The organism is Ginsengibacter hankyongi (genome assembly GCF_008710285.1).
Taxonomy (GTDB): domain Bacteria; phylum Bacteroidota; class Bacteroidia; order Chitinophagales; family Chitinophagaceae; genus Ginsengibacter; species Ginsengibacter hankyongi.
The window spans coordinates 54649-79234 of sequence record NZ_VYQF01000014.1; the positions used below are offsets into that span (position 1 = coordinate 54649).

24 protein-coding genes are annotated in these 24586 nt (G+C 37.1%); 17 read left to right on the forward strand and 7 right to left on the reverse strand.

Going from position 1 to position 24586, the window contains the following annotated elements; all coding sequences use genetic code 11:
• Positions 1-548: 548 nt before the first annotated feature.
• The 4 genes from FW778_RS22210 to FW778_RS22225 form a co-directional block, all read right to left on the reverse strand.
• Positions 549-770, reverse strand: a complete 222-nt coding sequence (locus tag FW778_RS22210) for a hypothetical protein (RefSeq protein WP_202552435.1) — start codon at positions 768-770, stop codon at positions 549-551.
• Between the two features lie 82 nt (positions 771-852).
• Positions 853-2835 (reverse strand): tetratricopeptide repeat protein, encoded by a 1983-nt coding sequence (locus FW778_RS22215; RefSeq protein ID WP_150417097.1) that lies wholly within the window; start codon positions 2833-2835, stop codon positions 853-855.
• A gap of 51 nt (positions 2836-2886) precedes the next feature.
• Complete coding sequence (locus FW778_RS22220) at positions 2887-4953, reverse strand: caspase family protein (RefSeq protein WP_150417098.1); 2067 nt, start codon at positions 4951-4953, stop codon at positions 2887-2889.
• Between the two features lie 3 nt (positions 4954-4956).
• On the reverse strand, positions 4957-5313 hold the full coding sequence (locus FW778_RS22225; RefSeq protein WP_150417099.1) for a hypothetical protein: 357 nt from the start codon (positions 5311-5313) through the stop codon (positions 4957-4959).
• A 206-nt stretch (positions 5314-5519) separates the two neighbouring features.
• Between FW778_RS22225 and FW778_RS22230 the strand changes: the two genes are divergently transcribed.
• The 6 genes from FW778_RS22230 to FW778_RS22255 all read left to right on the forward strand — a co-directional run bounded on the left by FW778_RS22230 (position 5520) and on the right by FW778_RS22255 (position 11233).
• Positions 5520-6191 (forward strand): metallophosphoesterase, encoded by a 672-nt coding sequence (locus tag FW778_RS22230; protein ID WP_202552436.1) that lies wholly within the window; start codon positions 5520-5522, stop codon positions 6189-6191.
• A 212-nt stretch (positions 6192-6403) separates the two neighbouring features.
• On the forward strand, positions 6404-7297 hold the full coding sequence (locus FW778_RS22235) for an SDR family oxidoreductase (protein WP_150417101.1): 894 nt from the start codon (positions 6404-6406) through the stop codon (positions 7295-7297).
• Positions 7298-7398: 101 nt separating this feature from the next.
• The gene (locus tag FW778_RS22240; protein WP_150417102.1) at positions 7399-8280 is read left to right on the forward strand and encodes an aldo/keto reductase; all 882 of its coding nucleotides are present in this window, start codon (positions 7399-7401) and stop codon (positions 8278-8280) included.
• Positions 8281-8313: 33 nt separating this feature from the next.
• Positions 8314-9033, forward strand: a complete 720-nt coding sequence (locus FW778_RS22245; protein WP_150417103.1) for an SDR family oxidoreductase — start codon at positions 8314-8316, stop codon at positions 9031-9033.
• A 302-nt stretch (positions 9034-9335) separates the two neighbouring features.
• Positions 9336-10256: a helix-turn-helix domain-containing protein gene (locus FW778_RS22250; protein WP_150417104.1), complete on the forward strand. Its 921-nt coding sequence runs from the start codon at positions 9336-9338 to the stop codon at positions 10254-10256.
• Between the two features lie 413 nt (positions 10257-10669).
• Positions 10670-11233: a transposase gene (locus tag FW778_RS22255; RefSeq protein WP_150417105.1), complete on the forward strand. Its 564-nt coding sequence runs from the start codon at positions 10670-10672 to the stop codon at positions 11231-11233.
• A 395-nt stretch (positions 11234-11628) separates the two neighbouring features.
• Here the strand turns inward: FW778_RS22255 and FW778_RS22260 are convergent, their stop codons facing one another.
• On the reverse strand, positions 11629-12351 hold the full coding sequence (locus FW778_RS22260; protein WP_150417106.1) for a LolA-like protein: 723 nt from the start codon (positions 12349-12351) through the stop codon (positions 11629-11631).
• Between the two features lie 446 nt (positions 12352-12797).
• Between FW778_RS22260 and FW778_RS22265 the strand changes: the two genes are divergently transcribed.
• Positions 12798-13502 carry a response regulator transcription factor gene (locus FW778_RS22265; RefSeq protein WP_150417107.1) on the forward strand — a complete coding sequence of 235 codons (705 nt, stop codon included), beginning with the start codon at positions 12798-12800 and terminating at the stop codon, positions 13500-13502.
• 83 nt (positions 13503-13585) lie between these two features.
• Here the strand turns inward: FW778_RS22265 and FW778_RS22270 are convergent, their stop codons facing one another.
• Complete coding sequence (locus tag FW778_RS22270) at positions 13586-14218, reverse strand: hypothetical protein (RefSeq protein ID WP_150417108.1); 633 nt, start codon at positions 14216-14218, stop codon at positions 13586-13588.
• A gap of 374 nt (positions 14219-14592) precedes the next feature.
• On the opposite strand from FW778_RS22270, the gene FW778_RS22275 reads away from it, so the two are divergent.
• The 10 genes from FW778_RS22275 to FW778_RS22320 all read left to right on the forward strand — a co-directional run bounded on the left by FW778_RS22275 (position 14593) and on the right by FW778_RS22320 (position 24233).
• Positions 14593-14856: a hypothetical protein gene (locus FW778_RS22275; RefSeq protein WP_150417109.1), complete on the forward strand. Its 264-nt coding sequence runs from the start codon at positions 14593-14595 to the stop codon at positions 14854-14856.
• Between the two features lie 222 nt (positions 14857-15078).
• A complete protein-coding gene (locus FW778_RS22280) occupies positions 15079-15414 on the forward strand; it encodes a hypothetical protein (RefSeq protein WP_150417110.1) in 336 nt (111 codons plus the stop codon).
• A gap of 249 nt (positions 15415-15663) precedes the next feature.
• Positions 15664-15912, forward strand: a complete 249-nt coding sequence (locus FW778_RS22285; RefSeq protein WP_150417111.1) for a hypothetical protein — start codon at positions 15664-15666, stop codon at positions 15910-15912.
• Between the two features lie 149 nt (positions 15913-16061).
• Complete coding sequence (locus FW778_RS22290) at positions 16062-16346, forward strand: hypothetical protein (protein ID WP_150417112.1); 285 nt, start codon at positions 16062-16064, stop codon at positions 16344-16346.
• A gap of 454 nt (positions 16347-16800) precedes the next feature.
• Positions 16801-17028: a hypothetical protein gene (locus FW778_RS22295; RefSeq protein ID WP_150417113.1), complete on the forward strand. Its 228-nt coding sequence runs from the start codon at positions 16801-16803 to the stop codon at positions 17026-17028.
• A gap of 70 nt (positions 17029-17098) precedes the next feature.
• Entirely contained in the window at positions 17099-19909 is a 2811-nt protein-coding gene (locus FW778_RS22300) for a TrlF family AAA-like ATPase (protein WP_150417114.1), read from the forward strand.
• Between the two features lie 135 nt (positions 19910-20044).
• A complete protein-coding gene (locus FW778_RS22305; RefSeq protein WP_150417115.1) occupies positions 20045-20398 on the forward strand; it encodes a hypothetical protein in 354 nt (117 codons plus the stop codon).
• Positions 20399-20730: 332 nt separating this feature from the next.
• Positions 20731-21264, forward strand: a complete 534-nt coding sequence (locus tag FW778_RS22310) for a hypothetical protein (RefSeq protein WP_150417116.1) — start codon at positions 20731-20733, stop codon at positions 21262-21264.
• 356 nt (positions 21265-21620) lie between these two features.
• On the forward strand, positions 21621-22256 hold the full coding sequence (locus tag FW778_RS22315; RefSeq protein WP_150417117.1) for a hypothetical protein: 636 nt from the start codon (positions 21621-21623) through the stop codon (positions 22254-22256).
• A gap of 588 nt (positions 22257-22844) precedes the next feature.
• Complete coding sequence (locus FW778_RS22320; RefSeq protein ID WP_202552437.1) at positions 22845-24233, forward strand: M28 family peptidase; 1389 nt, start codon at positions 22845-22847, stop codon at positions 24231-24233.
• Between the two features lie 25 nt (positions 24234-24258).
• On the opposite strand, the gene FW778_RS22325 is transcribed toward FW778_RS22320, so the two are convergent.
• The gene (locus FW778_RS22325) at positions 24259-24450 is read right to left on the reverse strand and encodes a hypothetical protein (protein WP_235906543.1); all 192 of its coding nucleotides are present in this window, start codon (positions 24448-24450) and stop codon (positions 24259-24261) included.
• Positions 24451-24586: the final 136 nt, after the last annotated feature.

Genomic DNA, 24586 nt, shown 5'->3' on the forward strand with positions numbered 1-24586 from the left:
AAAAACACCACAATATGACAGTGATATAAGGAAACATGATTGACCAACTGCAAAAGAGGAGAAGATTTCTTTATAGGCCATTTCTGTGCTGCTATTAAACGGTTTTTCAATTTTAGTGAACAATTGTAAAAAGGAAAAAAAAATCAGAATAATATTCCCTTAAAGTTTGTTCCCATTTTGAATATCGGGGAGGATATTTTTTTATCCTAATTTATAGGTCGTATTTATTTGACGCTAAAATTAGGATCAGCCTCCTAAAAGCCATCCTTCATAAGGGGTTTTAGCGATCTATTAGCATCACAATAAAAAATATAGTCTAAAAAGGGAATATAAAAAGTAATGTTCTAATTATTAAAAGGTAAGTGGATTAGAACACCGACCTTTTAGAAGGAAAATAAACTTGTATCGTAAGGAATTGATGAGATTGAACTGGATTCCTCACATTATAAAAACAACCTCGTGTTTTAAATCAAGAAATACTCTCTATCAAAAAGTCTACGTTGTTTTGACTACATACAAAATATATCCACATTCTTACAACAACAAGGTTAATGGGGAATTATAATAGCTTTCCCCATACCTTCTTTAGTTTCATCGTACCACCTTTCCGTTTCAAATTTGATAGAAACATTTCTGGATATTATTACACTATCGTTTTTCCCTGAGTTTTTTACAATTTTGTTGTCGGAAATTGAAGAAACATTTTTTAGGGAAAACATATGCTCGCCTTCAAGTACCTGGATGTCCTGAATTGCATTTTTTTTTGTCAAATTAATTTTGCAAAAGTAAATACCATCGATATAAAGATCTCCAATAAAAGCTACTTTACTCGAAAAAGCAATCTTACTTTTTTTAATTATCGGCTTTATTTTTAAAATATGTGCCATGAATATAAGAAGTTCCAACATCACTTTCAGTGCCCTTCAACCAACTTGTTTGACCTATCGTCCCAATAATTTGATACCGGGAAATATCTTTGATATCTGTTAAAGGAATTCTGCAACTTAATTGGCTAAGATTTATTGTTTCACCCGGCAGTATTTCTTTATTGATTGCGATTTGATCGCTCCCTTGTTTGATAGTCCAGGAACTACCGGAAAAATCATCCTCAATACCAAGAGTAAAATATACTATCCTTCTTTTTCCATCATATTGCATATCAGGAAGTTCTGCCTTGCTCCGTGAATGAATAGAGCAACTTTCAATATTGAATTTAATAAAGTTTGCATGCAGATCATAAGTTCCTTTGACGGAGCCCACAATTGCAAAAAACTTATCATTCATTGAAGTGAGTTCAAATGGTATAGTTGCAATGGGAGGCGCCAGTTCCTCAAGCTTTTTAATGGCAACGCTATCACCTTTGTCGGCCGATCTTTGATACCACTTTGCAGCTTCCGAAGACTCTTTTGCCACACCCCTTCCATTTTCATACAGTGCACCGATCTTATTCATAGCCCAAGTACTTCCCGAATCCGCAGCTTCTTTATATTGTTTCAACGCTTTTGCATAATCCTGAGAAACACCATAGCCGTTTTCATACAAAAGGCCTAAATTTCCAATAGCAAAAATGTTTTTTTTATCTGCAGCTTTTTGATACCAAAATAAAGATTGAGAATAATCATGTGGTTTATAATCGTCTTTTAGGTAGATGCCGCCCAATGAGTTCATAGCACTTGTATTCCCAAGATCAGCGGCCTTTTTAAACCATTTCAATGCCTCATTGTAGTCTTGAGCAACGGCTCTCCCATATTGAAACATTAAACCAACATAATAAGCAGCCCTGACATTATTCTTTCCGATGGCTTTGCGATACCATCGCAAGGCCTCATAGTAATCTTTTGAAACTCCCAGACCGTAATAATATAAATCGCCAATGTTATCCATTGCATAACCCATACCGTCATCAATACTCTTTTTATAATAAAGTAAGTTGAATGAGAATTCAAAATTTGCTGCTTTTTGAAACCATTTCATTGCTTCAGTGTAATCCTTTGCAACCCCATTCCCATATCTATATAAAACGCCTATATTATTCATTGCCATAGTTGATCCCTTTTCAGCAGCTTGTTGAAAATAAGCTAAAGCTTTAGGATAATCTTGGTTTACGCCAAATCCGTTTTCATACAGATATCCGATATTTAAAATACCATTGATATTTCCTTTTCCGGCTGATTTCTTATACCAGTTTAAAGCTTCATAATAATCTTGCGTTATGCCGTTACCGTCCTGATACATAAGGCCAAGTGAATTCATTGCAAAAGGCTCGCCTGCTTCAACTCCTTTTCTTATCCAGGAAATAGCGTCAGTATAATTTTGATCTACACCTAATCCTTCCGAATATATTATTCCTATACTGTAATTGGCCAAAGCATTTCCTTTCGCAGCCGCAGTCTTATACCATTTAAGAGCATTATTATAATTGGTATCAACACCTTCACCGAATTGAGACATCCATCCCAGACGATAACATTGTTCACCCCTTAGGTTATCAGCAAACTTTAAATAGATTGCAACGGCCTTCGAATAATCCATGGACTCAAAATTGGCATCAGCTTCCTTTAGCTTAGATGCAAAATTGTTGGTAGCTTTTGTTACTCCGGTTTTATTATTGCTTTCTAATTTTGCATTTGCATTATTAATCCAATGCTCAATCTCTTTAGCATTAGCGCCCTGACTTATCTGAGCCGCTTCAAAATAATCCTTCGCACGGTTATAATGACCTGAATCGTATTGGGCTTTACCTTTATTTAAGTAAAAGTTATATGTTTCTTTTTCTTGCGCTTCAGACAAATTATAAAAGAAAGCAACAAGAAGGAAGGTAATTAAATACTTCATAAACAAATAAATTTTAACATGTCTGTTAATATAAATAAATTCACATCTGTCTTATTTCTTCGAGTTATTATTTGCTTCTTTTGCAGCATTAAACTTATCCTTAAACGTCTTAACAAAAGGCTGTTGTTGCTGCTCTTGTGGAGCATTAATAATGGCATCAAAAATGTTTTGCATGTCTGCGTTATATAAGACATCAACTTTTGAATATTTTTTTATGTCACTCATTAAGCTTTCTGACATCGGTACTTCTGTAGATGGCTGAGACTTTAGTGATGTATCAGTAGCCATCTTTACATTGGATACGATAGAATCCGTAGCCGCGATACTATCTTTTGGGTTATCATCTATAGGGTTTGTTGGTGAAGGTTCTCGTTTAAATTCAATGACCATAAATATTATGATAATTGCAATAGCCACTCCTGTAATAATTTTCCAGTACTTTATTAAAAGTGAAATGAGGATGCCGGGTAGCTTAGTTTCTTCCTTACCGTCTTTTTTTAATATTTCAATTCTTTGCGTGGCTTCGTTTACAAATTTTCCCCCAGGATAAGTATTGAGATATTTTTTAAAAACTCCAGTTGTATTAGTACCAATTACCGTTTGCCAGAATCTTTCTTCTTCAATTTGCTTTTGCTTAAGTTGTTCTTCTAATCTTTGTTTTTCTTCTTCAGCTTCTTTTAATTTCAATTGTTCCTGGGCTTCTCTTTCTTTTTGTTCTTTAGCATCTTGTAGTTCTCTTTCCTTCTCAAGTTGTTTTAATTTTAATTCTTCTAATTTCTGTTTTTCTTCTTCGGCTTGTTTTAATTTCAATTGTTCCTGAGCTTCTCTTTCCTTTTGTTCTTTAGCATCTTGTAGTTCTCTTTCTTCTTCAAGCTCTTTTAATTTTAATTGTTCTAATCTTTGCTTTTCTTCTTCAGCTTGTTTTAGTTTCAATTGTTCGTCGGCTTCTATTTCTTTTTGTTCTTCCTCTTCTTTTTGTTTTTTTTGATCTTCGAGCTGTATTAAATTCAATTGTTCTAATCTTTGCCTTTCTTCCTCAGCCTGTTTTAGTCGCAATTCTTCGTTCTGTTTTTCCTTTTCCTCCTTTTCACGCTGTTCTTTTTTACGTATTAATTCAATTCTTGATATTGCTTCATTATAAAATTTACCGCTCGGATACACTTTCATATAAGCTGCATAAGCCGATACCATGTTAATAGTATTACTCCAAAATTCTAATTCATCTAAATCAGCAATTTTCTGCTCAGCGGTTTTAATATTAGGATTTTTAGGGAAATCTCTTACAAAGTCGAAGTAAGCCCATTTTTCGTCTTTTTGTAAAGCATTTTCCCACGCTGTTTGTTCATTTATTTTTTTATTTACAAATTGTATATTTTTTGCAAAATAAAGCTCGTCTGCATTGTTGAAATTAGACTGTTGTGGAAGCGGCAATCCTTCAGCAGAAAAGTCATTTCTTATTTTAGTGAAAATTTCTCTTAGTGAGCAATATTCACGATCATTATCCAGTCCGGCATTTACTATTTCTAAAAGCTTACTTGTAAAATACGTGGGAATTTCAGCGTTTTGAACAGGGAACAAAGAAGGTTCATCTTCCGCAGCAGAAGTCATAACATAAGTTCCCTCGAATCCATTAAGGCCTGCCTGTATTGAACTTTTAACATCTCCCATCGCTCCGATTACTGCTCCGCTATGGCAACAATCAAGAATAACGATCTTTCTTCCCGCTAAAGAGCGTTTAATGTATTTTTTAAAATTTTCAATATTAATCGCATCACTTTCTAAATAATGTCTTGTTGTATTATTTGTTGCTAAGTATAATTGGTAATCCGTTGAACTTAAGATTCCGTGACCGGTATAGTATATTAACAAGGTGTATTTTTTATTTCTTGTTTTTTCGGAAATGCTGTAAATCTTTCTTTCGATCTGAATCTTATTTTCATTTAGCGAGGTAATAATATTCGATTCTGGAATACCGATTATATCAGGATTTAATAAGCTTTCTTTTAGGAATTTGAGATTAGCCGAAACATTCGGAATAGCATTTATTGTGAGATCTTCAGGGAACTCACTTGATCCGATTAATAATGCCATCGTGTTGGAATAATCAATCTCTTCCATTTCTTATTCATTACTTTTTTGAATGGCAACAACAAGTTCCTGCAATTGCTCAGCCTTCATGCTTCTCCCATGACTTATTATAATATCTCCCTTTTCTGTTGGTATTGTAATTTTGGTTCTGTAATTATCTACAAATTTTTGCAGGCATTTCACTAATTCAACAAGAGGTTTTTCCGCGGCCTGTATTATTGTTGTAATTGAATTCAATATATCCCCGGCACCCATTTGTCCGTCTGTATGCTCACTTCGATTAATTTCCGCTGAATCAATGCCCTCTATCGAAGCCCTGTCAATAAAGTTTTTAAGATTAATAATTCCCTCCTTTGAATTTTCTTCGGGCAATAGTATTTGAATTCGCATTTTTTCAAATAAAATTAATCAATTAATTATTTTATTACAATATTCAGGATTAATAATCTTTGGTTGGAATGTCAATCTGTTAGTGGATATTAATCCGGGTTGTTCACAATACACTCCCAAAAGCCCTTTCTTTACCATCACCCTAACCAAAAATTCCCAAACTTGTAACTTCGAATCTATTAAATTACAAAATCGAACTTTTACCGGTGTATTATGCATCCAAAAACTCATTACAACTTTTAATCCTCTCCACCCTCCTTCTAACCGCGTTTACCACCAGCAAGCATACCGCCAACGCCTACACGAAAAAAATTGAAAACAATAATGCATCAATATTATACTACGATACCACACATCCCCTCGCCTCTTTCCTCGTAATATCCGATATTCATTTAAACAGCAGCGCTTCTCAAAATGCCGCTCATGGCGATACAGGAGATAGTTTGTGGATGGCAGCGAAAAAGGAAATTGATACTTTGATTGCTGATAAGAAACCCGGATTTATAATTGTATTGGGCGACCTTCCCAAACATGATGATTCAACAAAAGGAGATTCAAACAATGTACGGAAGAATATTGAGCAGGTACTTACCTGGTTTAAGGACAGCGCCAATATACCTGCAGGAGTTCCATTGATATATGTTCCCGGTAATAACGATTCCTGGAACGGGGACTATAGCGCTCTTACTCTGCCGGATTCCGTTTATAACGCGTACGCATACCCTTTTATACATGTTGATTCTGCAATAGCGGCTGACCACGCCTGCATTGCCAATGATAGTTTACAAAAAAGTATTGGTTGCTTTTCTATGTATCCCTACTTCGGCATCACAAATATCCCCTCATCCTCCTCCTTATTCACCTCCACCTTGTCGTAACTAATCGTTACGTCAACAGCGCCATTATTTACCCCTAAAGTAGTGGGGACTACATAACCAATATCCGTCTTTTTATAATCGAAGTATCAGTGGTAATATTAATCCCTTGGAACAAAACTGCAACACCCCCCATTTGGCTACAACAACAGTAGATTAGCCTACATCTGTTCATTTATTGATGCAGAATTTTACAGTAACAAAAAAATAGGAAAATGAAAATTACATTAACAGGATCTTTGGGGCACATCGGCAAACCACTTGCTGCAACATTAGTACAAAAAGGGCATGCAGTTAAAGTTATCAGCAGCAATCCCGAAAAACAAAAAGATATTGAAGCATTGGGTGCAAAGGCCGCTATCGGCTCAATGGAAGATGTAGATTTTCTATCAGCCACTTTTGCCGGCGCAGATATAGTGTACACGATGATTGCGGGAGGCAACTACTTCAATCCTGATTTTGACCCGATGGCCTATTGCAGCAAAATTGGCAATAACTATGCACAAGCTCTTAAACACGCAGGTGTAAAGCGTGTGGTTCATCTTAGTAGTATTGGTGCTCATTTGGAGAAAGGTTCAGGGCTTATTCTTTCTCATCGTGCGGCAGAAGATATCCTTCGTAATCTGCGGGATGTTGACATCACGTTCGTACGGCCCGTTGGTTTTTATTATAATTTGAATGTTTTTATACCCTCGATAAAGAACCAGGGTTTTATTACAGCAAACTATGGTGCAGATGATAATTTAGTATGGGTCTCACCGGTTGATATTGCGGCTGCCATTGTAAAAGAAATCGAAACGTCACCAGTTCACAGAAAAGTAGTTTATGTTGCCAGCGATGAATTGACCGGCAATGAGACAGCAGGTATTTTAGGAGCAGCTATTGGTAAGCCTGGTTTGAAATGGATACTTGTTTCCGACGAACAACGGCTACATGATTTAAAAGCAGCAGGAATGAATCCAACAATTGCTGCAGGCTTGGTGGAAATGTATTCAGCGCAACATAGCGGTTTACTAATGGAAGATTATTACCGCAACAAACCAATATTAGGAAAAGTTAAGCTGGCAGATTTTGCAAAAGAATTTGCGGCAACTTACAATAAATCTTAGCACCTGTAACCGTCAATGCTCAACTAAGGCACAGGTTTCGATGTTTATAGATCAATGATTTCTTAACAATATTAACTAAGTTAAAATCAATTAAATTTTATATGAATACACAGGAAATTATAATTGCCGGACAAAGTAAAAATCCATTAAAAGTAAAACGCTTTGGATATGGCACGATGCGGCTTACCGGTGCTGGCATTTGGGGAGAGCCGGCAAACCGCCCCGAAGCGCTGCAAATACTAAAGCAGTGTATTAAAAACGGTATCAATTTTATAGATACCGCCGACTACTATGGAGAAGATGTAACCAACCGCCTGATAGCTGAAGCATTATATCCTTATCCTGCTGACCTGGTGATCTGCACTAAAGTGGGCGGAGCAAGAAGGCCTGATAAAAGCTGGATACCATTTAACCGTCCTGAAAATTTACGCAGCAGTATCGATAATAATTTACGTACCCTCAAATTAGAGCAGGTAACACTTGTTCATTTCAGGGTGATAGCCGGAAGCGATGTGCCTTTTAAAGAATCGATGCAGGCCATGTTCGACATGCAGAAAGAAGGAAAGATATTGCATGTAGGCGTGAGTAATGTTAGCCCCGGTGATTTACTAACAGCCATGGCTATGGGAAATATTGCCACGGTAGAGAATATGTATGGCCATGCACAACGCACTTCCATACAACTGGTACATGGAGGAGAAAATATGGGTGGAGAGGAAGTTCTGGCTATGTGTGAGGAACATGAAATACCGCTCATTCCTTATTTCTCTTTATTCCAATCGATGCCGAGAAAAGATGAAAGGATTGCAACTATCGCAAAGAAGCACAATGCCTCTGAGGCCCAGGTAAATTTAGCCTGGTTGCTGCATCACTCGCCCTGGATACTGCCCATACCGGGAACTTCATCGTTACGACATTTTGAAGAGAATTTAAAAGCCACTGAGATACAATTGAGCGAAGAAGACATGGCGTTTCTTAAATAACGGGCAATTATTCATATAAAAAATAATACAAAAATGAAAACAGTATTGATAACAGGAGCTAACAAAGGAATTGGTTTTGAAACCGCCAAACAACTGGCGCAATTGGGTTATTTTGTTTACCTGGGCAGCAGAGACAAGATGAAAGGGTTGGAAGCCATCAATAAGCTGAAAGATTTAGGAATTTCAAATGTAGCATTGATAGAAATTGATGTTACGAATATCAATTCTATCAAACAGGCAAAACAAGAATTGGAAACCAAAACAGATGCTTTGGATGTTTTAATAAATAATGCAGGTATTGGCGGTGAGCTGCCTCAAAATATATCTGCCGGCGAAATTGAAAATTTGCGAAAAGTATTTGAAACTAATTTTTTTGGTGCAGTACAAACAACACAACAATTTATTAGCCTTTTAAAAAAATCAAACGCGCCGGTCATAGTAAACGTTTCAAGTGAATTAGGCTCCTTAACAATTCATAACAATACACGAAATCCCAATTATGGAATGTATGATGCCTACAGTTGCTCCAAAACAGCGTTGAATGCTTTTACCGTTATGTTGGCGAATGAATTTAGAAATACCAATTTTAAAATAAACAGTGTTACGCCGGGCTATACTGCAACCGACTTAAACCAATTTAAAGGAATACAAACGGCAGAGCAAGGGGCGAAATCAATTGTAAAATATGCAACTTTGAATAATGATGGAGCAACGGGGAAATTTTTTAAGGAGGAAGCTGAAATACCGTGGTAGACTAAAAACAAAGGAACTTTGCACCAACAATCAGGGTGCATTCCAAATTGTAGTTTATCTCACCATGCGTTCCTATGGAACGCAAAAAGCAATATGCTCTTGATGCTACCCACCATTTGTTCCTGGTGGAACAAGAAAACAAGGCAGGTAGTGTTTTTTATGTCCTGTCAGGACATTTTGAGGGTAGAGAATAAACATGCTACGGGTTCGTTCCGTTAGGAACGTTTCGTATTATCGCGAAAATTTGAAATGCACCTCAACAATTATATCTTTTTTTAACCAATAACAATTACATTGTAAACATGGCACACATGCAACCTAAAAGATTTAAATCGATAACAGAATTTCATGAGTTCAGGGGCTTGCCTAAGCCAGAGAATCCATTGGTGAGTGTTGTAAACCTTGAAACTATTCAGCATTTGGATGAAAGTGAACCGTCGGGTTTGGTATTGGATTTCTATTCCATCTCAATTAAGAGATGCCTGAGTACCAAAATAAAATATGGCCAGCAACAATATGATTTTGATGAAGGTGTAATGTTCTTTATTGCTCCCGGCCAGGTTTTCAGTATTGAGGTTGATCATAGTTCAACTACAAAACGTTCAGGCTGGATATTACTTGTACACCCTGATTTTCTTTGGAATTCGCATTTGGCCAAAACAATAAAACAATACGAATATTTTGATTATTCGGTAAATGAAGCGTTGTTTCTTTCAGATAAGGAAGAGGAAACGATTATAAATATTATTCAAAACATTCAGAAGGAATATCACTCCAACATTGATAAATTCAGCCAGGATATCATTATTGCTCAACTGGAATTATTGCTCAATTATTCAGACAGGTTCTATAACCGCCAGTTTATAACAAGAAAAATAACCAACCATACCATTCTTGATCGCCTGGAAGATTTGCTCAACGAATATTTCGATAGCGATGATTTGATAAAGAAAGGTTTGCCAACTGTTCAGCACATTGCTGAATCATTGAACGTATCGCCCAATTATTTAACCGGGCTGCTTAAATCATTAACAGGACAAAGCACCCAACAACACATACACGATAAACTGATAGAAAAGGCAAAAGAACAACTATCTACTACCAGTTTAACGGTAAGTGAAATTGCCTACGAATTAGGGTTTGAACATCCGCAGTCGTTCAGCAAATTATTCAAAACAAAAACCAATTTTTCTCCGTTGGAATTCAGGCAGTCGTTTAACTGAGAAAAAGACTTCAGCTAAGATCACCCCCCTACTTCGGCATCACAAAAATCCCCGGATCCACATCCTTATTCACTTCCGCCTTGGTATAAGTGATCGTTATATCATTGTGTCCCGGCGGGGTTTTCACAGCATACACTTTGAACTATTAAGCAATAACCGTGAAACCCCGACGAAGAAAGAATCCTTCATTCTTTTGCAGCCATTCTTCAAAGTCTTTATGTTCTTGTGTCAGTCAAAAGATTAAACATAAAGTTCATAAAGTTGAAAGGTTGGGCTTATTAAATTTTAATGTGTATTCCACGTCGGGGTTTTCACTGTATACACATTAAATTATTAAGCACTATCCGTGAAACCCGACGCTTGGGAAGTTTCAACCTTTTGTACCCACATTTTAAAATATTTATCTTCACAGGATGGCAATAAAGCTAAAACAAAGCGACATTTACTCCACTTACTTTATCACATTTACCTGTATCGAATGGATTTCTTTATTCGATATTACTAATGGTTACGATTTAGTCTATAGTTGGTTTTCTGTTTTAAAGAAAGAAAACAACGCCGATGTTATTGCTTTTGTGATAATGCCTAATCATCTGCATGTGATAATCCACTTTCCTGAACAAGGTTTTGATCTGAATACAATTATTGCGAATGGAAAAAGATTTATGGCTTATCAAATAATAAACCGGCTGGAAGCTGCAGAAAACGAAGAATTACTTTCCCACTTAGAAAGCCTGGTAACTTTAAGAGAAAGAAAAAAGGGACAGATTCATAAAATATTTAAAGACTCATTTGATGCAAAGCCCATTTTCTCACAAAAGTTTTTGATTCAAAAAATTAATTACGTTCATTACAATCCGGTGACCGGCAAGTGGATGCTTGCAAAAAATTTTATCGAATATGAGCATAGCAGCACCTCATTTTACGAAAACCGGTTGGTAAAACATTTTAGGCCGATGCATTATATGGACTTATAAAATTACTCCAGGTGGCAAGTGGGAGTATACGAGGGTGGAAATTCCTCCCACGTCGGGGTTTCATGCTTCCCGCTTTGCTTTGCCATGAAAACCCCGCCGGGGCAGTTCCCCAAAGACGTGCAGTGTCCCGTCGGGGTTTTCACAGCATACACTTTAAACTATTAAGCAATGACCGGGAAACCCCGACAACGAAAAAATCTTTTATTCTTTTGCAGCCACTCTTCAAAGTTTTTATCTTCTTGTGTTAGTCAAAAGCTTAAACATAAAGTTCATAAAGTTGCAAGGTTGGGCTTATTAAATTTTAATGTGTATTTAACGTCGGGGTTTCATGCTTCCTCTTTGCTTTGCCATGAAAACCCCCGCCGGGACAGTTAAGACTACAGCTAAGGTTCCCCCTACTTCGGCATCACAAATATCCCCGGATCCACATCCTTATTCACTTCCACCTTGGTGTAAGTAATCGTTATATCATAGCCCGCATTATTTACCCCTAATGTGGTAGGAACTACATAACCAATATCCGTCTTTTTATAATCGGAGTATTTAGTGGTGCTCGTTATATCCTGGCCGCCCATGCTTGCTTTGGTGTCTGTTTTGAGGGTATAATAAGTGTTAGGGTCAAACAGGTAAACTATTTCAACGCCGGGTTCGGTTAGCTTCACCTTATAAGCGCTTACCCCGTTGTAATCTTCACGGCCCAGCAGCGAATCAGTAAAGCCCTTCTCTTTAAAATTAACCAGCTCACCGCCTATTTCCAAAGCAGACTTCCCTTTTTCAACCATGTCTCGGGGTAAAGCAGTAGCCGACGTTTGCCCCGTCATAGGGTTTAGCGACCAGCCGCTGGTATCCGTAAAACATTGTATAATGTCCGACCCGTTCACGCTGGTTACAGTTTTAAAACCTTTGCCCGCCAATATCGTTGTGTTGGTGGGGAAGTCAGTGCCCATGGCGTTGGCGTTTCCTTCCATGTATATTGAATTTACCTTTGCCAACACCTCCCTGCCGCCAATGGCATCCACGTGTTTATTAATAATCTCGTCGGCGGTTTGCGCCTGCAGCGAAAATGCGCCTGCACAGGCAACAACAACAGGTAATCCAATTCTAAATATTTTCATCATAAAATTTTTTTTGTTTGTTCTTAACTAAAGATAGCATTCTCATTTCATTATAGTGTTAGTAAAATAATAATAAATAAAACCAGCTAACGACGCCACCCCGGCCTCATAAAAAAAGCGTTAAGAAAATTTGAATGATAGGCGTTAAGAAATGAAATTATTGTTACTAAGCTCAGAAATGCACATGGTTGGTAAGTCGCACTATAGCTGGGATATGTACTATAGCCCGGGCTAATTTCATTTTAGCCAATCATTTAAATTTTTAGCTTTTTTTATGGAGCCTTGATCTTTTTTGTTACTTTTTTGCATCAAGGCAAAAAAGTAGTTAAAGGCTAACCTAATATAACAAGGTTTAAGATACCAGGGTCTCCTTTCATTTAAACAGACTGTTCATCACACAATAAGTAAAACCCCTGCTCCGTTATTATCTCTCCGAAACTAACTTCTTTATGTCCTCCACTTCAATATCGGTAATTATTGCAGATGCACAAACCCTCACCAGGAACGGACTTGCAAAAACACTGGAACCTACAAAAGAAATAGAGATAATGGCGATAACCGGCTGCATCAGTGAGCTTACGCTGCTATGCAACCGCCACCAGCCCGATGTAATAATAATGAGCGCCGCCATGCCCTGTGTTGATAACATGAAGCCCTACCGCTATATAACGGACCAGTTTCCCCACGTACCCGTAATTGTATTGGCAGACGATAACGATGCGGAAACCATCGTGGCCATGAACACCTCCGGGGAGTTTGCCTGGTTGTATAAGAGCGCCACCGAAGAAAAAATTGTGGCAACTATACTGGCCGTGCATAAGGGCACTTATAAAAATGAGCTGTATAACGGTTATGGTACAAGCGCAGTAAACCGTGCCTTGCTGGATGCGCTTACTCCCCGCGAAAAAGAGATGCTTACTTACTTTGGCGCCGACCTTACGGCAAAGGAAATTGCCGCTATACAAAACTTAAGCATCCGCACGATAGAAGGCCACAAAGAAAAAATAAAAGAAAAGCTGCGGGTAAAAGGTTCCGGGCTCCTCGCCATTTATGCCCTCCTTCAAAACACTTACTTGCCTACCCTGCTGTATTGGACCATGCTGCTCTTTACTAACGGTAACCCCGACACGATATTGGCTGACATCACCGCATAAAAAAAGCCCCCATTTTTAATGGTGGCTTGTAGAGCTAAACAAACTATGAGAAAAACTATTCTTATAACTATAATTTTTCCATTTTATTGTACCACCTTACTAACGGGGTCGCTGAAAATCAACTGGCCCTTGGCCCCTACTATGCCCACGCGGCACCAAAAGATTTTTGCCTTTTCCAGCCCGGTGAAGGTAAACTTCCTGGAAGTGGAGGTAAAGCTTTCCCATACACTTTCATCCGTTAACGGGTCGGGCGTGTACTGGTGTACAAAGCTCCTGCCTCCCCCGGCAGCGGCTGCCATGTTAGTTAATTCACCACTGTTAACTCCCAACTCTACCTTTACAGTGGGCTTGGTAACAATAACGGGCTGTGGCACCTTGCGGGTATCGAACGCGGTACTGCCTATCATGGCGGAATCGCCATTAGCAGTAAACGTTACATAATTACCTAAGGACTTAAGCACGGCAATAAGGTCTACCCGGGCCCTGTTTTTCAGGATCACCTTGGTACGGTCACGGGTGGCCGCGCCGGTAAGGGCGTCCTGGAATGCCGTAATGGCGTCGCTCACCGCGGTTAGCGCAGGAGTTGGCGTAGGAAAAAATTCATTGCCTGTCATGGAGGCTAAAATATCCATTGCCTTGGTTAACAATTTAGAGTCTGTGAGCCGGTCAAACGGCATGATGATCATTGCGATCATAATTCTTAAAGCGTTTTTCACTTTATTTAGATTTTGATGGTAAACCCGGTTTCCCGGGCGCTGTTCAATGGAACAGACTGCTAAATTGCAACAAGAGGCCGGGCGGCACAAGGGTAATTTTACGGGTTGCCGTATTCGAAAATATTTTTTACATTCCCTTACTTTTCAGCTTAACGGGCAGGCCTACACGCAGATAAAAAATGCCGGAAAAAACTGCAATTTTTGTTTAAAAAGAGATGATTTTATATTTTTCGCCGGCCTTAGGCAGCTATTTATCCACAAAAAAATCGGCCGCTTTTGCCAAATAACCGGGGTACCCGGTGGTAAATTCTATTTTTTCGGTCGGTTTTGCCCCATTGTAATGTTGCAAAAGTGTTTTGCATGTTATACGATGCATGTATATAACATTACAATGGCTCATTGTAATATTACATTGCCCTGTTGTAACATTACAATGCCCTGTTGTAACATTACAATGGCTCGTTGTAACATTACATTGCCCTGTTGTAACGTTACAATGCTCTGTTGTAACATTACAATGCTCTGTTGTAACATCACAATGGCTCATTGTAATATTACATAGCCCTGTTGTAACGTTACAAAAACCTATTGTGATGTTGCACCGCGAATTGTTGTATGCTTTGGGACTGTCTAAATAAGTGTGTAAGTTATAAACTTGCACAATATGGTAGTAGCGGGGCAAAAGAATTTTCGAGTAGACCAAGCCGTAACAAGTAATATATTCAGAAGATTACCTGGGTTGTATTGGCGAAAGTCTTAAAATTTTCGTTTATTTTGGAGAGATAAACTTTTAAAATTCTTCAATTATCGACCTATGTTATTTATAGAGTTGCTTACAAAATACTTAATGACACATACTTATGATAAACGGAGAGAAAATTAAGATTTATAAAAACTATAATGGAGACATTGACGGTTGGGCAAAGACTTCCAAAAAAAATGAACGAGCAATAATGGACGACAGTGATTGGTACTTAGTTGAATCGCTTATTCAGGACATAAAAATTGTAAAGAAAGGACTTGGGTCAAGTGATTATTCGAATGATGTTTATGAAAGGTTGAATAAAAATTGTGATAGTGCAGAGACAGTTGAAAAATTAAAAGCTTTAGCAGAGAATGATGAAGCACCTCGTAAAGAAACCTTTTCAAATAAAATCATTAATATATTTAAAAGAAGAAGGCGAGATATACCTTAGCTACTATTTTAAAAATGGTTGGAAAATGGCTTTATGCAGAGCCACGAACGCACAAACTTTAGATTTGTCTTCTATAATTTTATTTAAAATTATTACTACTATAACCTTTCTTGGTCCCAGCCGAGTCTCCCGCAGGGGACTCGGCGAGCATAGAGCTATCGTAACATTTTATTGTATATTGCTTCATGGCTATTAAGCAACAAATATCGAAAGAACTAAGTTGACAAAAATGCTTTCAATATATATCTAATGACAGAAGATGAATTAAACGAAATTGAGCATAGGCTTAATCAAGCTACACAAGGGCCGTGGAAAGCCTACATTGAAGACAGAGATCATGAAAGTGGTTCAAGTTTTATAATGACTGGTCCGGAAAATCAAAGAGGTGAAGACATCGGGTTATATGGTGCAACTATCGCGGATTATGACTTCATTGCCAATGCACGACAAGACATTCCGAGACTATTGAAAGCTATAAGGGAACTTAAGGCGAAGTAATCACAGATGCACTCGCTGCACAGCATACACGCGAAAGATCATTGATGCTCCCATAACGCCAAAGTGGTGAAGATTGAGATTTGATAAAACTCTTTTAGAATTTTATTATGGAAACATGAAAATTCAGCATCTCACAAAAAATTATTATTATGAAAAAATTATTATTTGGAATTATTGCATTAGTCCTGGCAAATTTGTGTAATGCTCAAACAATACACAAAAGCAAAGAAGTAAAATACACCCCACCTGTAATTAAAAAGGATAAACAGACAACGAAATCAACCACTACAGTAAAATTCACTCCGCCGGTAATTAAAAAAGACGAAAAAGTACAATTTACCCCGCCTGTTATTAAAAAGAATAAGACTGTAAACAAGACTGAGAAAGTAAAATTTACTCCTCCAGTTATTGTAAAGGATAAATCAACAAAATAAATTGTAAGGTCTGGCACCGATTGTTATAAGAAAACAGTCAGTGTTATTTTTTACCTGGAAAATTATAGCGATTAAGCTAACGGTTAACTTTAACCGTTAGTTTTCGTATGTTATCACTACCCTCTTCTATATAAAAATATTTTTCCTCTCTCTTGTAAATATGAAATGCAATGTTTAGCTTTATAATCTCTAATTGATTTCCACCCATTTTTTGTTTTATTGATAACTGGCAGTTACCTGTCAGTTGTTGTTTTGCATACGGTAAACTGTAGCCGAAATGTTTGCAGAGCTGATGATTTTTATAATGTATAAAAGAAAATTACCGGTAACCGTTATACTAATTGAATAATTTATTACCTTGGGCAAACAGACTAACTGTATTACCTCTATGCGCCACTTCTATTTTACACTTCTCTTGTTATTATGCAGCGGTTTTTTATTCAGTAAGCCAAAAATGAGCGACGATTTTATAGAATGGAGCGCCACCAGGAAGCTTACGGAAAATGATTTTATTATTAAAACCAAAGACCTGCAAAGCAATACATCGTTTGCGCAGTTTTACATGGATTACCAGGTGAGCGGTTTCAGCTTTATGTCGAATAACTTTAATAAAAAGGTAAGGTTAGTTCTAAACATCAATAACTCTCTATTTGACATCCAAGCCGAACCATCACCAACTTGAGTAATTGGCAAGCCAAAGAATCGTTGGAAAAATTTTATAACGTGATTGATGAAATCTTAATTGAAAATAAATGACTTCAAACATTTCATATAAAGGAACAAGATGGTTTAAATGCGATTTGCATTTGCATACTACAGCAAGCTTGTGTTTTCAGGACAGAGAGGTTACGGCACAACAATGGGTTGATAGAGCTATTGAACAAGGCTTGAATTGCGTTGCAGTAACAGACCACAATACAGGATTTGGGATTGATGAAATAAAAGCGGCGGCAGATGGTAAGGAATTAATAGTTTTCCCTGGGGTTGAAATTACTTGCGATCCTTCAAAGGTTCACTTGCTTATTCTGTTTGATGTTACTAAGACATCTGCCGACATAAGAGATTTTTTAGTAAGAGCAGATATTAAAGCTGATGACTTTGGAAAACAAGAAGCTGCAACAATTAAAAGCATTTTTGATATCGCAGAATTAGCAACCAAAGACGGAGCTTTAGTAATCCCAGCACATATTGATGAATATAATGGTTTAGGTCCGGTTAGCATTGGCAACCTAAAAAAGTTTTTTAATGAATTCAATATAAATGCTGTTCAGGTAGTTCATAAAGAATTTCTAAATCTATCATTACAGACAACAGGTAATACGGAGTTAAAGGCTTCCCTTAACGATTATTACAATAATCCTAATCCTGCAATTGATGATGCTACGGTAAAAGAATGGTTTACACCCGTAAAATATGCGATAGAAAATAATCTTGCAATCGTGACCTTTTCGGACAATCCTCATGAACCAAAGAATTCCAGACATGGTTTGCTAGGAATTGGCAGTCATTACACTTGGATAAAGATGGATGAACAACCGTCACTTGAAGGTTTGCGCCAAGCATTTTTGCTTCCTAATTATAGAGTTAAAAACGAATTTGACAGTCCAAATAAGCCATACAACAAACCCGAACTATGGATCAAGTCAATTTCTGTTTTAAACACAACAGTTACTGATTCAGGCAATCCCTTGAAAATTGAATTTAGTCCACAGTTAAATACTTTAATTGGGGGAAGAGGAAGCGGCAAATCAAGCATACTACGGTTTATCAGAGGCGTATTTAACAGGATAGAAGATTTACAGGAGCTTTCGGAAATTCTTCTTGATCACAATGATTTTTATAAAAGAGAAACTGGAAGACCTAAGAAGGGAGTTCTAATGGAAGGGTCTGTTATTGAAATTGAGTTTGTAAGAAACGACGTATTACATAAAATCGTTGCTTCAAATATTCATAGTTCAGGGCAACAAGAAATAAAAATTGAAAAACTAAATAACGATACTGAAAATTGGGAAAATGTATCAGGCGAAGGATACCTTGACTTTTTTGAATTTGAACATTATTCTCAAAAACAAATTTATGAGATAGCACAAGAGCCAAACGCTTTAAGAGAACGAATTGACAAAGCTATCGAAGGCGTTGACAGAATTAAAGCAGAAAGAGAACTCGTAAGAAATATGTTTTTGGAAAAGTCCGCAGCAATTAGAACCGCAGACCAATTACTTTCAGGTAAAGGGAAAATTGAAACGAGAATTAAAGACCTTGACACAAGTATTAAAAAACTTCAACAAAGTGGAATTGCTAATTTGCTAACGGCAAAGGAGAAGTTTTCAAATGAGGAAGAAAGAATAAACCAATTCAAAAATGAAATTGAACAACGAGAAAATTCACTGAACACATTAGCAAAAAGCATTGAGATAGTAGATATTGATCTTTCGGCTTTTGATGCAGGACATCAGACAATCCTTCACCCGCTATCAAAAGCTGTAGTAGATGGCTTTGCCTTAATGAAAGAAGAATTAAACAAACTCAAAGACGAAGCGAATAAACTAAAAACTGATTTTGAAGGCTCAGTAAACGGTTCGCAGTGGAAAGTCGATTATGACAAAAATGTTTCTGACTTCAATGCTAAAAAAATTGAATTGGAACAAGAGGGAATTGATTCAATTACAAATTTTGAAAAGCTATCTCAAGAGAAATCAGATTTAGAAAAAGAATTAGAAGCAATCAATGCAAAAGCCGCAATCAGAGAAGCTGATAGGATTGAAAGAGAAAGGTTGCAGAATGAATATTTGAATACAAGTAAAAACATCACAACCAAAAGGCGTGAGTTTGTCAGTAGCATTTTAACCGGCGATAAAGTAAAAGTCAACATCAAACCATTCAGAAATCAAACTGACTTTGAAGCAAGGTTGAGAAGGATTTTGCAGAGAGAAAATACTTCCTTTCAAAGTGACGTTGATACATTGACAGCATTATGCTTTAATGGAAATGTTGAACAAAAGATAAAAGAAGTCCGGGAAGTGTTTCTGAAAATTAGAGCAGGTGAAGATGTGAGCCATGATGTAACTGGTTTCTTTGTTAATCTTGTAAAAACTTTGAACGACGCACAGATTGATGAGATTGAATTGTTACTTCCTGAAGATGAAATTGAAATTCAATACAAGCCAACTTCAAGTTCGGCGTTCAAATCTCTTTCAACAGCATCGGCAGGACAAAAGACAACAGCAATTCTAACCTTCATTCTTTCCTATGGAAAACTTCCTTTAATTCTTGACCAACCAGAAGACGATTTGGACAACAGGTTAGTTTATGAATTAATCGTTGATAGGTTGAAGCAAGCAAAAGAACACAGACAATTAATAGTTGTTACACACAATGCAAATGTTCCAGTAAACGGCGATGCCGAATACATTATCTCTATGGACACAGACAGTAAAATATTAAAAGTGTTACATACCGGGACGGTTGAACGAGTTACAATCAAAAAAGAAATTTGCGATGTAATGGAAGGCGGAGAACAAGCATTTGAAATGCGGTCAAAACGATACAAACAAATAAAGTAAGTCAACGAATCAAGTCAGAGACATTTACTAGGCACCTAAAGGCAACCATCCAAAAAGAACCTTTTCGTGTGCTAACGATTGCTATTGATTTGTGCATCAAGAGAACCCTTAATTTTGGTTTCAAACATTTATATTATGACAGTTAGAGAAAAAATATTTGAACTTAATAAACAATTCCAAATATCTTATTACGACTTAAGAATTGATTTTTTTTCTTATGTTGCTCCTTCAATGTTTAATGAAATGAAGGATTTTATTAATTCGACAATCCCTAAAGGGCATCCGTTAGAACATGCCAAAGAAAAACACATCGAATTGATTGATCATGAATTAAAAGAAATGAAAGCTATTTCTGAAAAGATAAATGCAAATTATGCAACCAAAGACAACTACTTAAATGCTGCAAAACAAAATATTTCCCAAGCTCTTTGGAGGGTCCATGATGATATCTGGAGATTTGATGAAAGGATTCTTCAGCAAACAATTTAATCTTCCCCTGATTAGCGCAAGGTTGCAATAGCGCAAGCGTCCGCTTGTGCTTCTTTATTATATATTTCGTGTATGTTTATCCGTTATGTAATATATAAAACGAATAATTGCATTTAATGCTTGTAACCATAACAAGCTTTAAAAATTAAATAACTCATCGAAACGTTTTGGATGAGCTGGATAAAATAATTACTTTAGGTGGGTAATCCGATAGACACCTGGTGCACCAATGCAACCTTAAAAAAAGCAGGTTAGTTAAATATCGAAATAAGTTTTTTATAAATTGGATTTCCTTCAATTATTAGCTGAATGAAATCGTAGGTCGCAACTTTATGGAACGCTTCGAAACAATAATTCAAAAAGGTAAAATTATAGATTCAACGGCCCGTGCGTATGTTTGGGGAGTTCCAATTTTTTTACTTTTAGGAAGTACCGCGGCCGCTTATGAAATTAATTTTACTTCGATTCCTTTGGGTCCCGGCGAAACTGATTTTTATCAGAACAGCACGAATTTTATCCTCACAATATTCTTCTTATTAGTTGTGCTGTTTAGCGTTTATCTATTATCCAGGGGAGAGAAAATTTTAAGAATAACATTTTGCAAAGATGACAGATCGGGTGAGGATAAAGAAAAGGTTATCAAAAACCTCATGCTTGCCAATGGATGGAAATTAATTGAAAGCGATAGAAATTATTACAAGTTTTGGGAAAACAATATTTTTCCTCAATCGTATGATATTACAATAGTCTTTGACGAAAAAGGATTTTACGTTAATAGCTACCTGTTTTATTATAAAGTTATAGATTTCGGAACAGGTAAAAAAAGAAGTGAAGAAGTGTGTATAAGTATTAAGAGTCATAGATAGCGTGGGGCTAATTTGCTTTCGTTATTTTTCCCCACTTAGTGCAAGGTTGCAATAGCCCCCGCTTAGTGCAAGGTTGCGTTAACGAGAGCGTCTCGCTTGAGCTTCAATATTATTTATTTCGAATATGTTTATCCGTTATGTAATTTATAAAACGAATAATTGCTTTTAAGGCGTGTACCCGCAGCAAGCTTTAAAATTAAGTAACTCATCGAAACGTTTTGGATGAGCTGGATAAAATAATTACTTTAGATTGGTATTTGGCTTTACGCAACCCGACAATATAAAAAACGTAATGGAGGGTATGCGAAAATTAATGATTTGTAAAATCGCGAGCTACGTGTAATTACATAGAGACAATGTTGGCAGAAATTATGAAAGACCGTAACCTTAAAATAATATTCGGACTACTTTCAACCTTATTATTTATTGGACTCCTTTATAAGCTTACGAAAGTTCCTGGAGGAATGATTTTGCCTGGTTATTTTTTGGGAGGAATTATTTTGATTGGAGTTATTATGATTTCGCTAATCGTGGCTGCGATTTCCAAACAAATTTTTAGATCATTTTCTTTTTTGACTCTTTTTGCTATTACTTCAACAATTGCTTTTATCGGTTTTCATTATTATTTGTACTCGCCGACCTTAAAAATTATTGTTCCAAATGGTTATACGGGAACAATCAATTTGGTTTTATCAAATGCTGACGACAATGTACTGACAGTTGATAGCAATGGAATTGGTTACTTAAACAAATGGACTTTTGAAAAAACTTATTCCAAGCCGATCGTTCAGCAAATAGACGGACAAAATTTAGACAGTAATTGTGTTGGCTTTAATCCTTCGACATTTTGGGGTTATAGTAAGTTTTGTTGTGTTAACGGCAAGACGATAAAATCACTTTCGTTTGAATTAGAAAGAAAAAATGATGGTGGTCAAAATCAATTCCGGGCAAAAGGTTTTTCTCAATATGTTGACACAAAAAAATTATACTGACAAACTTCTGCCCAATTAGCACAAAGTTGCATTAACTCCCCCATGCTGGCCGGAGTATATTTAAAGAAGCATTCTGTCGTACCCATCTCGTGCTACGTTTAAATAATTAGGGAGCGCTGTACTTAGTTTGTAACTAAGTACATTTTATACAAGATATTTATAACAGTGCCCGCAATTACTATTATATCAGGCAATGTGGTCTCATTGAAATTGAACTTTTGTTATAGATTTAATATTTGTAAGTCTTTAGCTGCAAACTAAAGACAGCGCAATTAACGGTTATGAGCACACTAAACGCAGCAGGGGAAAAAAATCAATCTAACGTTAAAGGGTAGTTGAATTCCTTTGATTTGTGAGGCAATGAAACGTCTTAGAAGGTAAACAATATTTTGTTTAGAACCTATCACGAAATATTATATAGAGTAGTTGTATTTTTGATCGAAATACAAACCCATCGTTATAATGTTGAAAAAGACTTTTTTCTGTTGCATAATTTTCCTGGTATTCTTCCCGCATTTCATATCGGCGCAATCCTTAATTACTCAACAGGCCATTCGCGATCGAATTGCCTTTTTAGCCAGCGACCAAATGAAAGGCAGGTTTCCAGGAACACCGGAAAGTTGGGTGTGCGCAAAGTTTATTCGCACCAATTTTAAGACGGCCGGTCTGGAACCGCTGGGAAAACATTATTTCCAATACTTTCAACCCACTGTAAAATTAGACACAGAAAAAAACAACACCTTTCAGTTTGAAGGATTCAACGGTACGTTGATCAGGGATTATATCCCATTGAGTTTTTCTAAGAGGAAAACGAGTCTTATTAATAAGGTTATTTTTTGCGGATATGGTTTACAATTCAATTTTGATTCACTCAGCTTTGACGATTATAAAGGTGTTAATGTAACCGGCAAATGGGTGATGATTTTACGAGGTGTACCTGGAGGATTTGGCAAGGACCCGACGCTCAGGGCTTCCGCAACTGACTATGCCAAAGCCAGGATTGCATTAAGAAATGGCGCTGCCGGAATACTATTTGTAAGTAATAAAGGACTTGCTGACAAGAAAACAGAATCCAGTCCAAATTACGACGACCTGCAACGGCTTCGCCCACGCAAAACCGTTAGTCTTGATGTTCCGGTTATACAGATTAAAAGAACAGTCGCAGATTTGTTGTTACAGCCTCAAAACAAAACCATACAACAACTGGATTCATTGAATGAGGAACAACCCTTCGAATTAATACCAACGGTAAATGCAGTTGTGGACATACAACCACGTAAAGTAAAAACAGCGAATGTGGTTGGCGTTATCCAGGGAACTGATCCTGAATTAAAAGATGAATACATCGTATTAGGAGCCCACTACGACCATTTGGGAATGGGCGGTTTTTTTACCGGTTCTTTACAACCCGATACAGTCGCTATACACAATGGAGCCGACGATAATGCCAGCGGAAGCGCAGCCATTATGACCGTCGCTGCTCAACTGGCCAAAGATCATCAACTATTGAAACGCAGCGTTATCATTGTTGCTTTTAGCACTGAAGAAGAAGGTCTTCTTGGGTCTGAATATTTTATTGAACATCCACCCGTTCCGATAGAAAAAATTAAGGTGATGATTAACCTTGATATGGTTGGCCATCTTGATCAGCAAAAGGAATTATACATTGGCGGTTGCGGAACATTCGCCCAGGGCATACCGCTCCTGGACAGTTTGAAAAAAGAAAGCGCATTAAAAGTTTATGTAATTGCGGGAGGTGTTGGCGGCTCCGACCACGTGTCGTTTTACCGCAAAAACATCCCGGTTCTCGGCATGCATACCGGGGGGCATCCGGAGTATCATACACCAAAAGACGACCTGGAAACGTTGAACATTCCGGGCGAAGAAAAAGTATGTGATTTCGTTTATGAAGCCATCAAAAAGATAGCAAACATTCCGGGTAAAATTGAGTTTATAAAACAGGGCGACAGCGATTGATAGGTACACCGTTTTCGCCCGGTTATTATTTTGTGGCCATGTTCATATAGTCTACCGTTAGGTTTGCCATCGCTTCCACGCCTAGTTTAAATCCGCTTTCATCAATATAAAAGTCCGGTGTATGATGGGCTGGCGCATTTTTGGGATCTTCTCCTTTAGGCATTCCGCCCAAAAAAATAAATAATCCCTGCTCCGTGGTTCGTGTCTCACGAAACACTTTATTGTTATATTTATTTTGTGAATACACAAATTAGAAAATCTTACACTGAGTTAAGTAAAATATATTTTTGGACCGCAACCATTCATGAATGGCTCCCTTTATTAGAGCCTGAAGAAAACAAAAAAGTAATTGT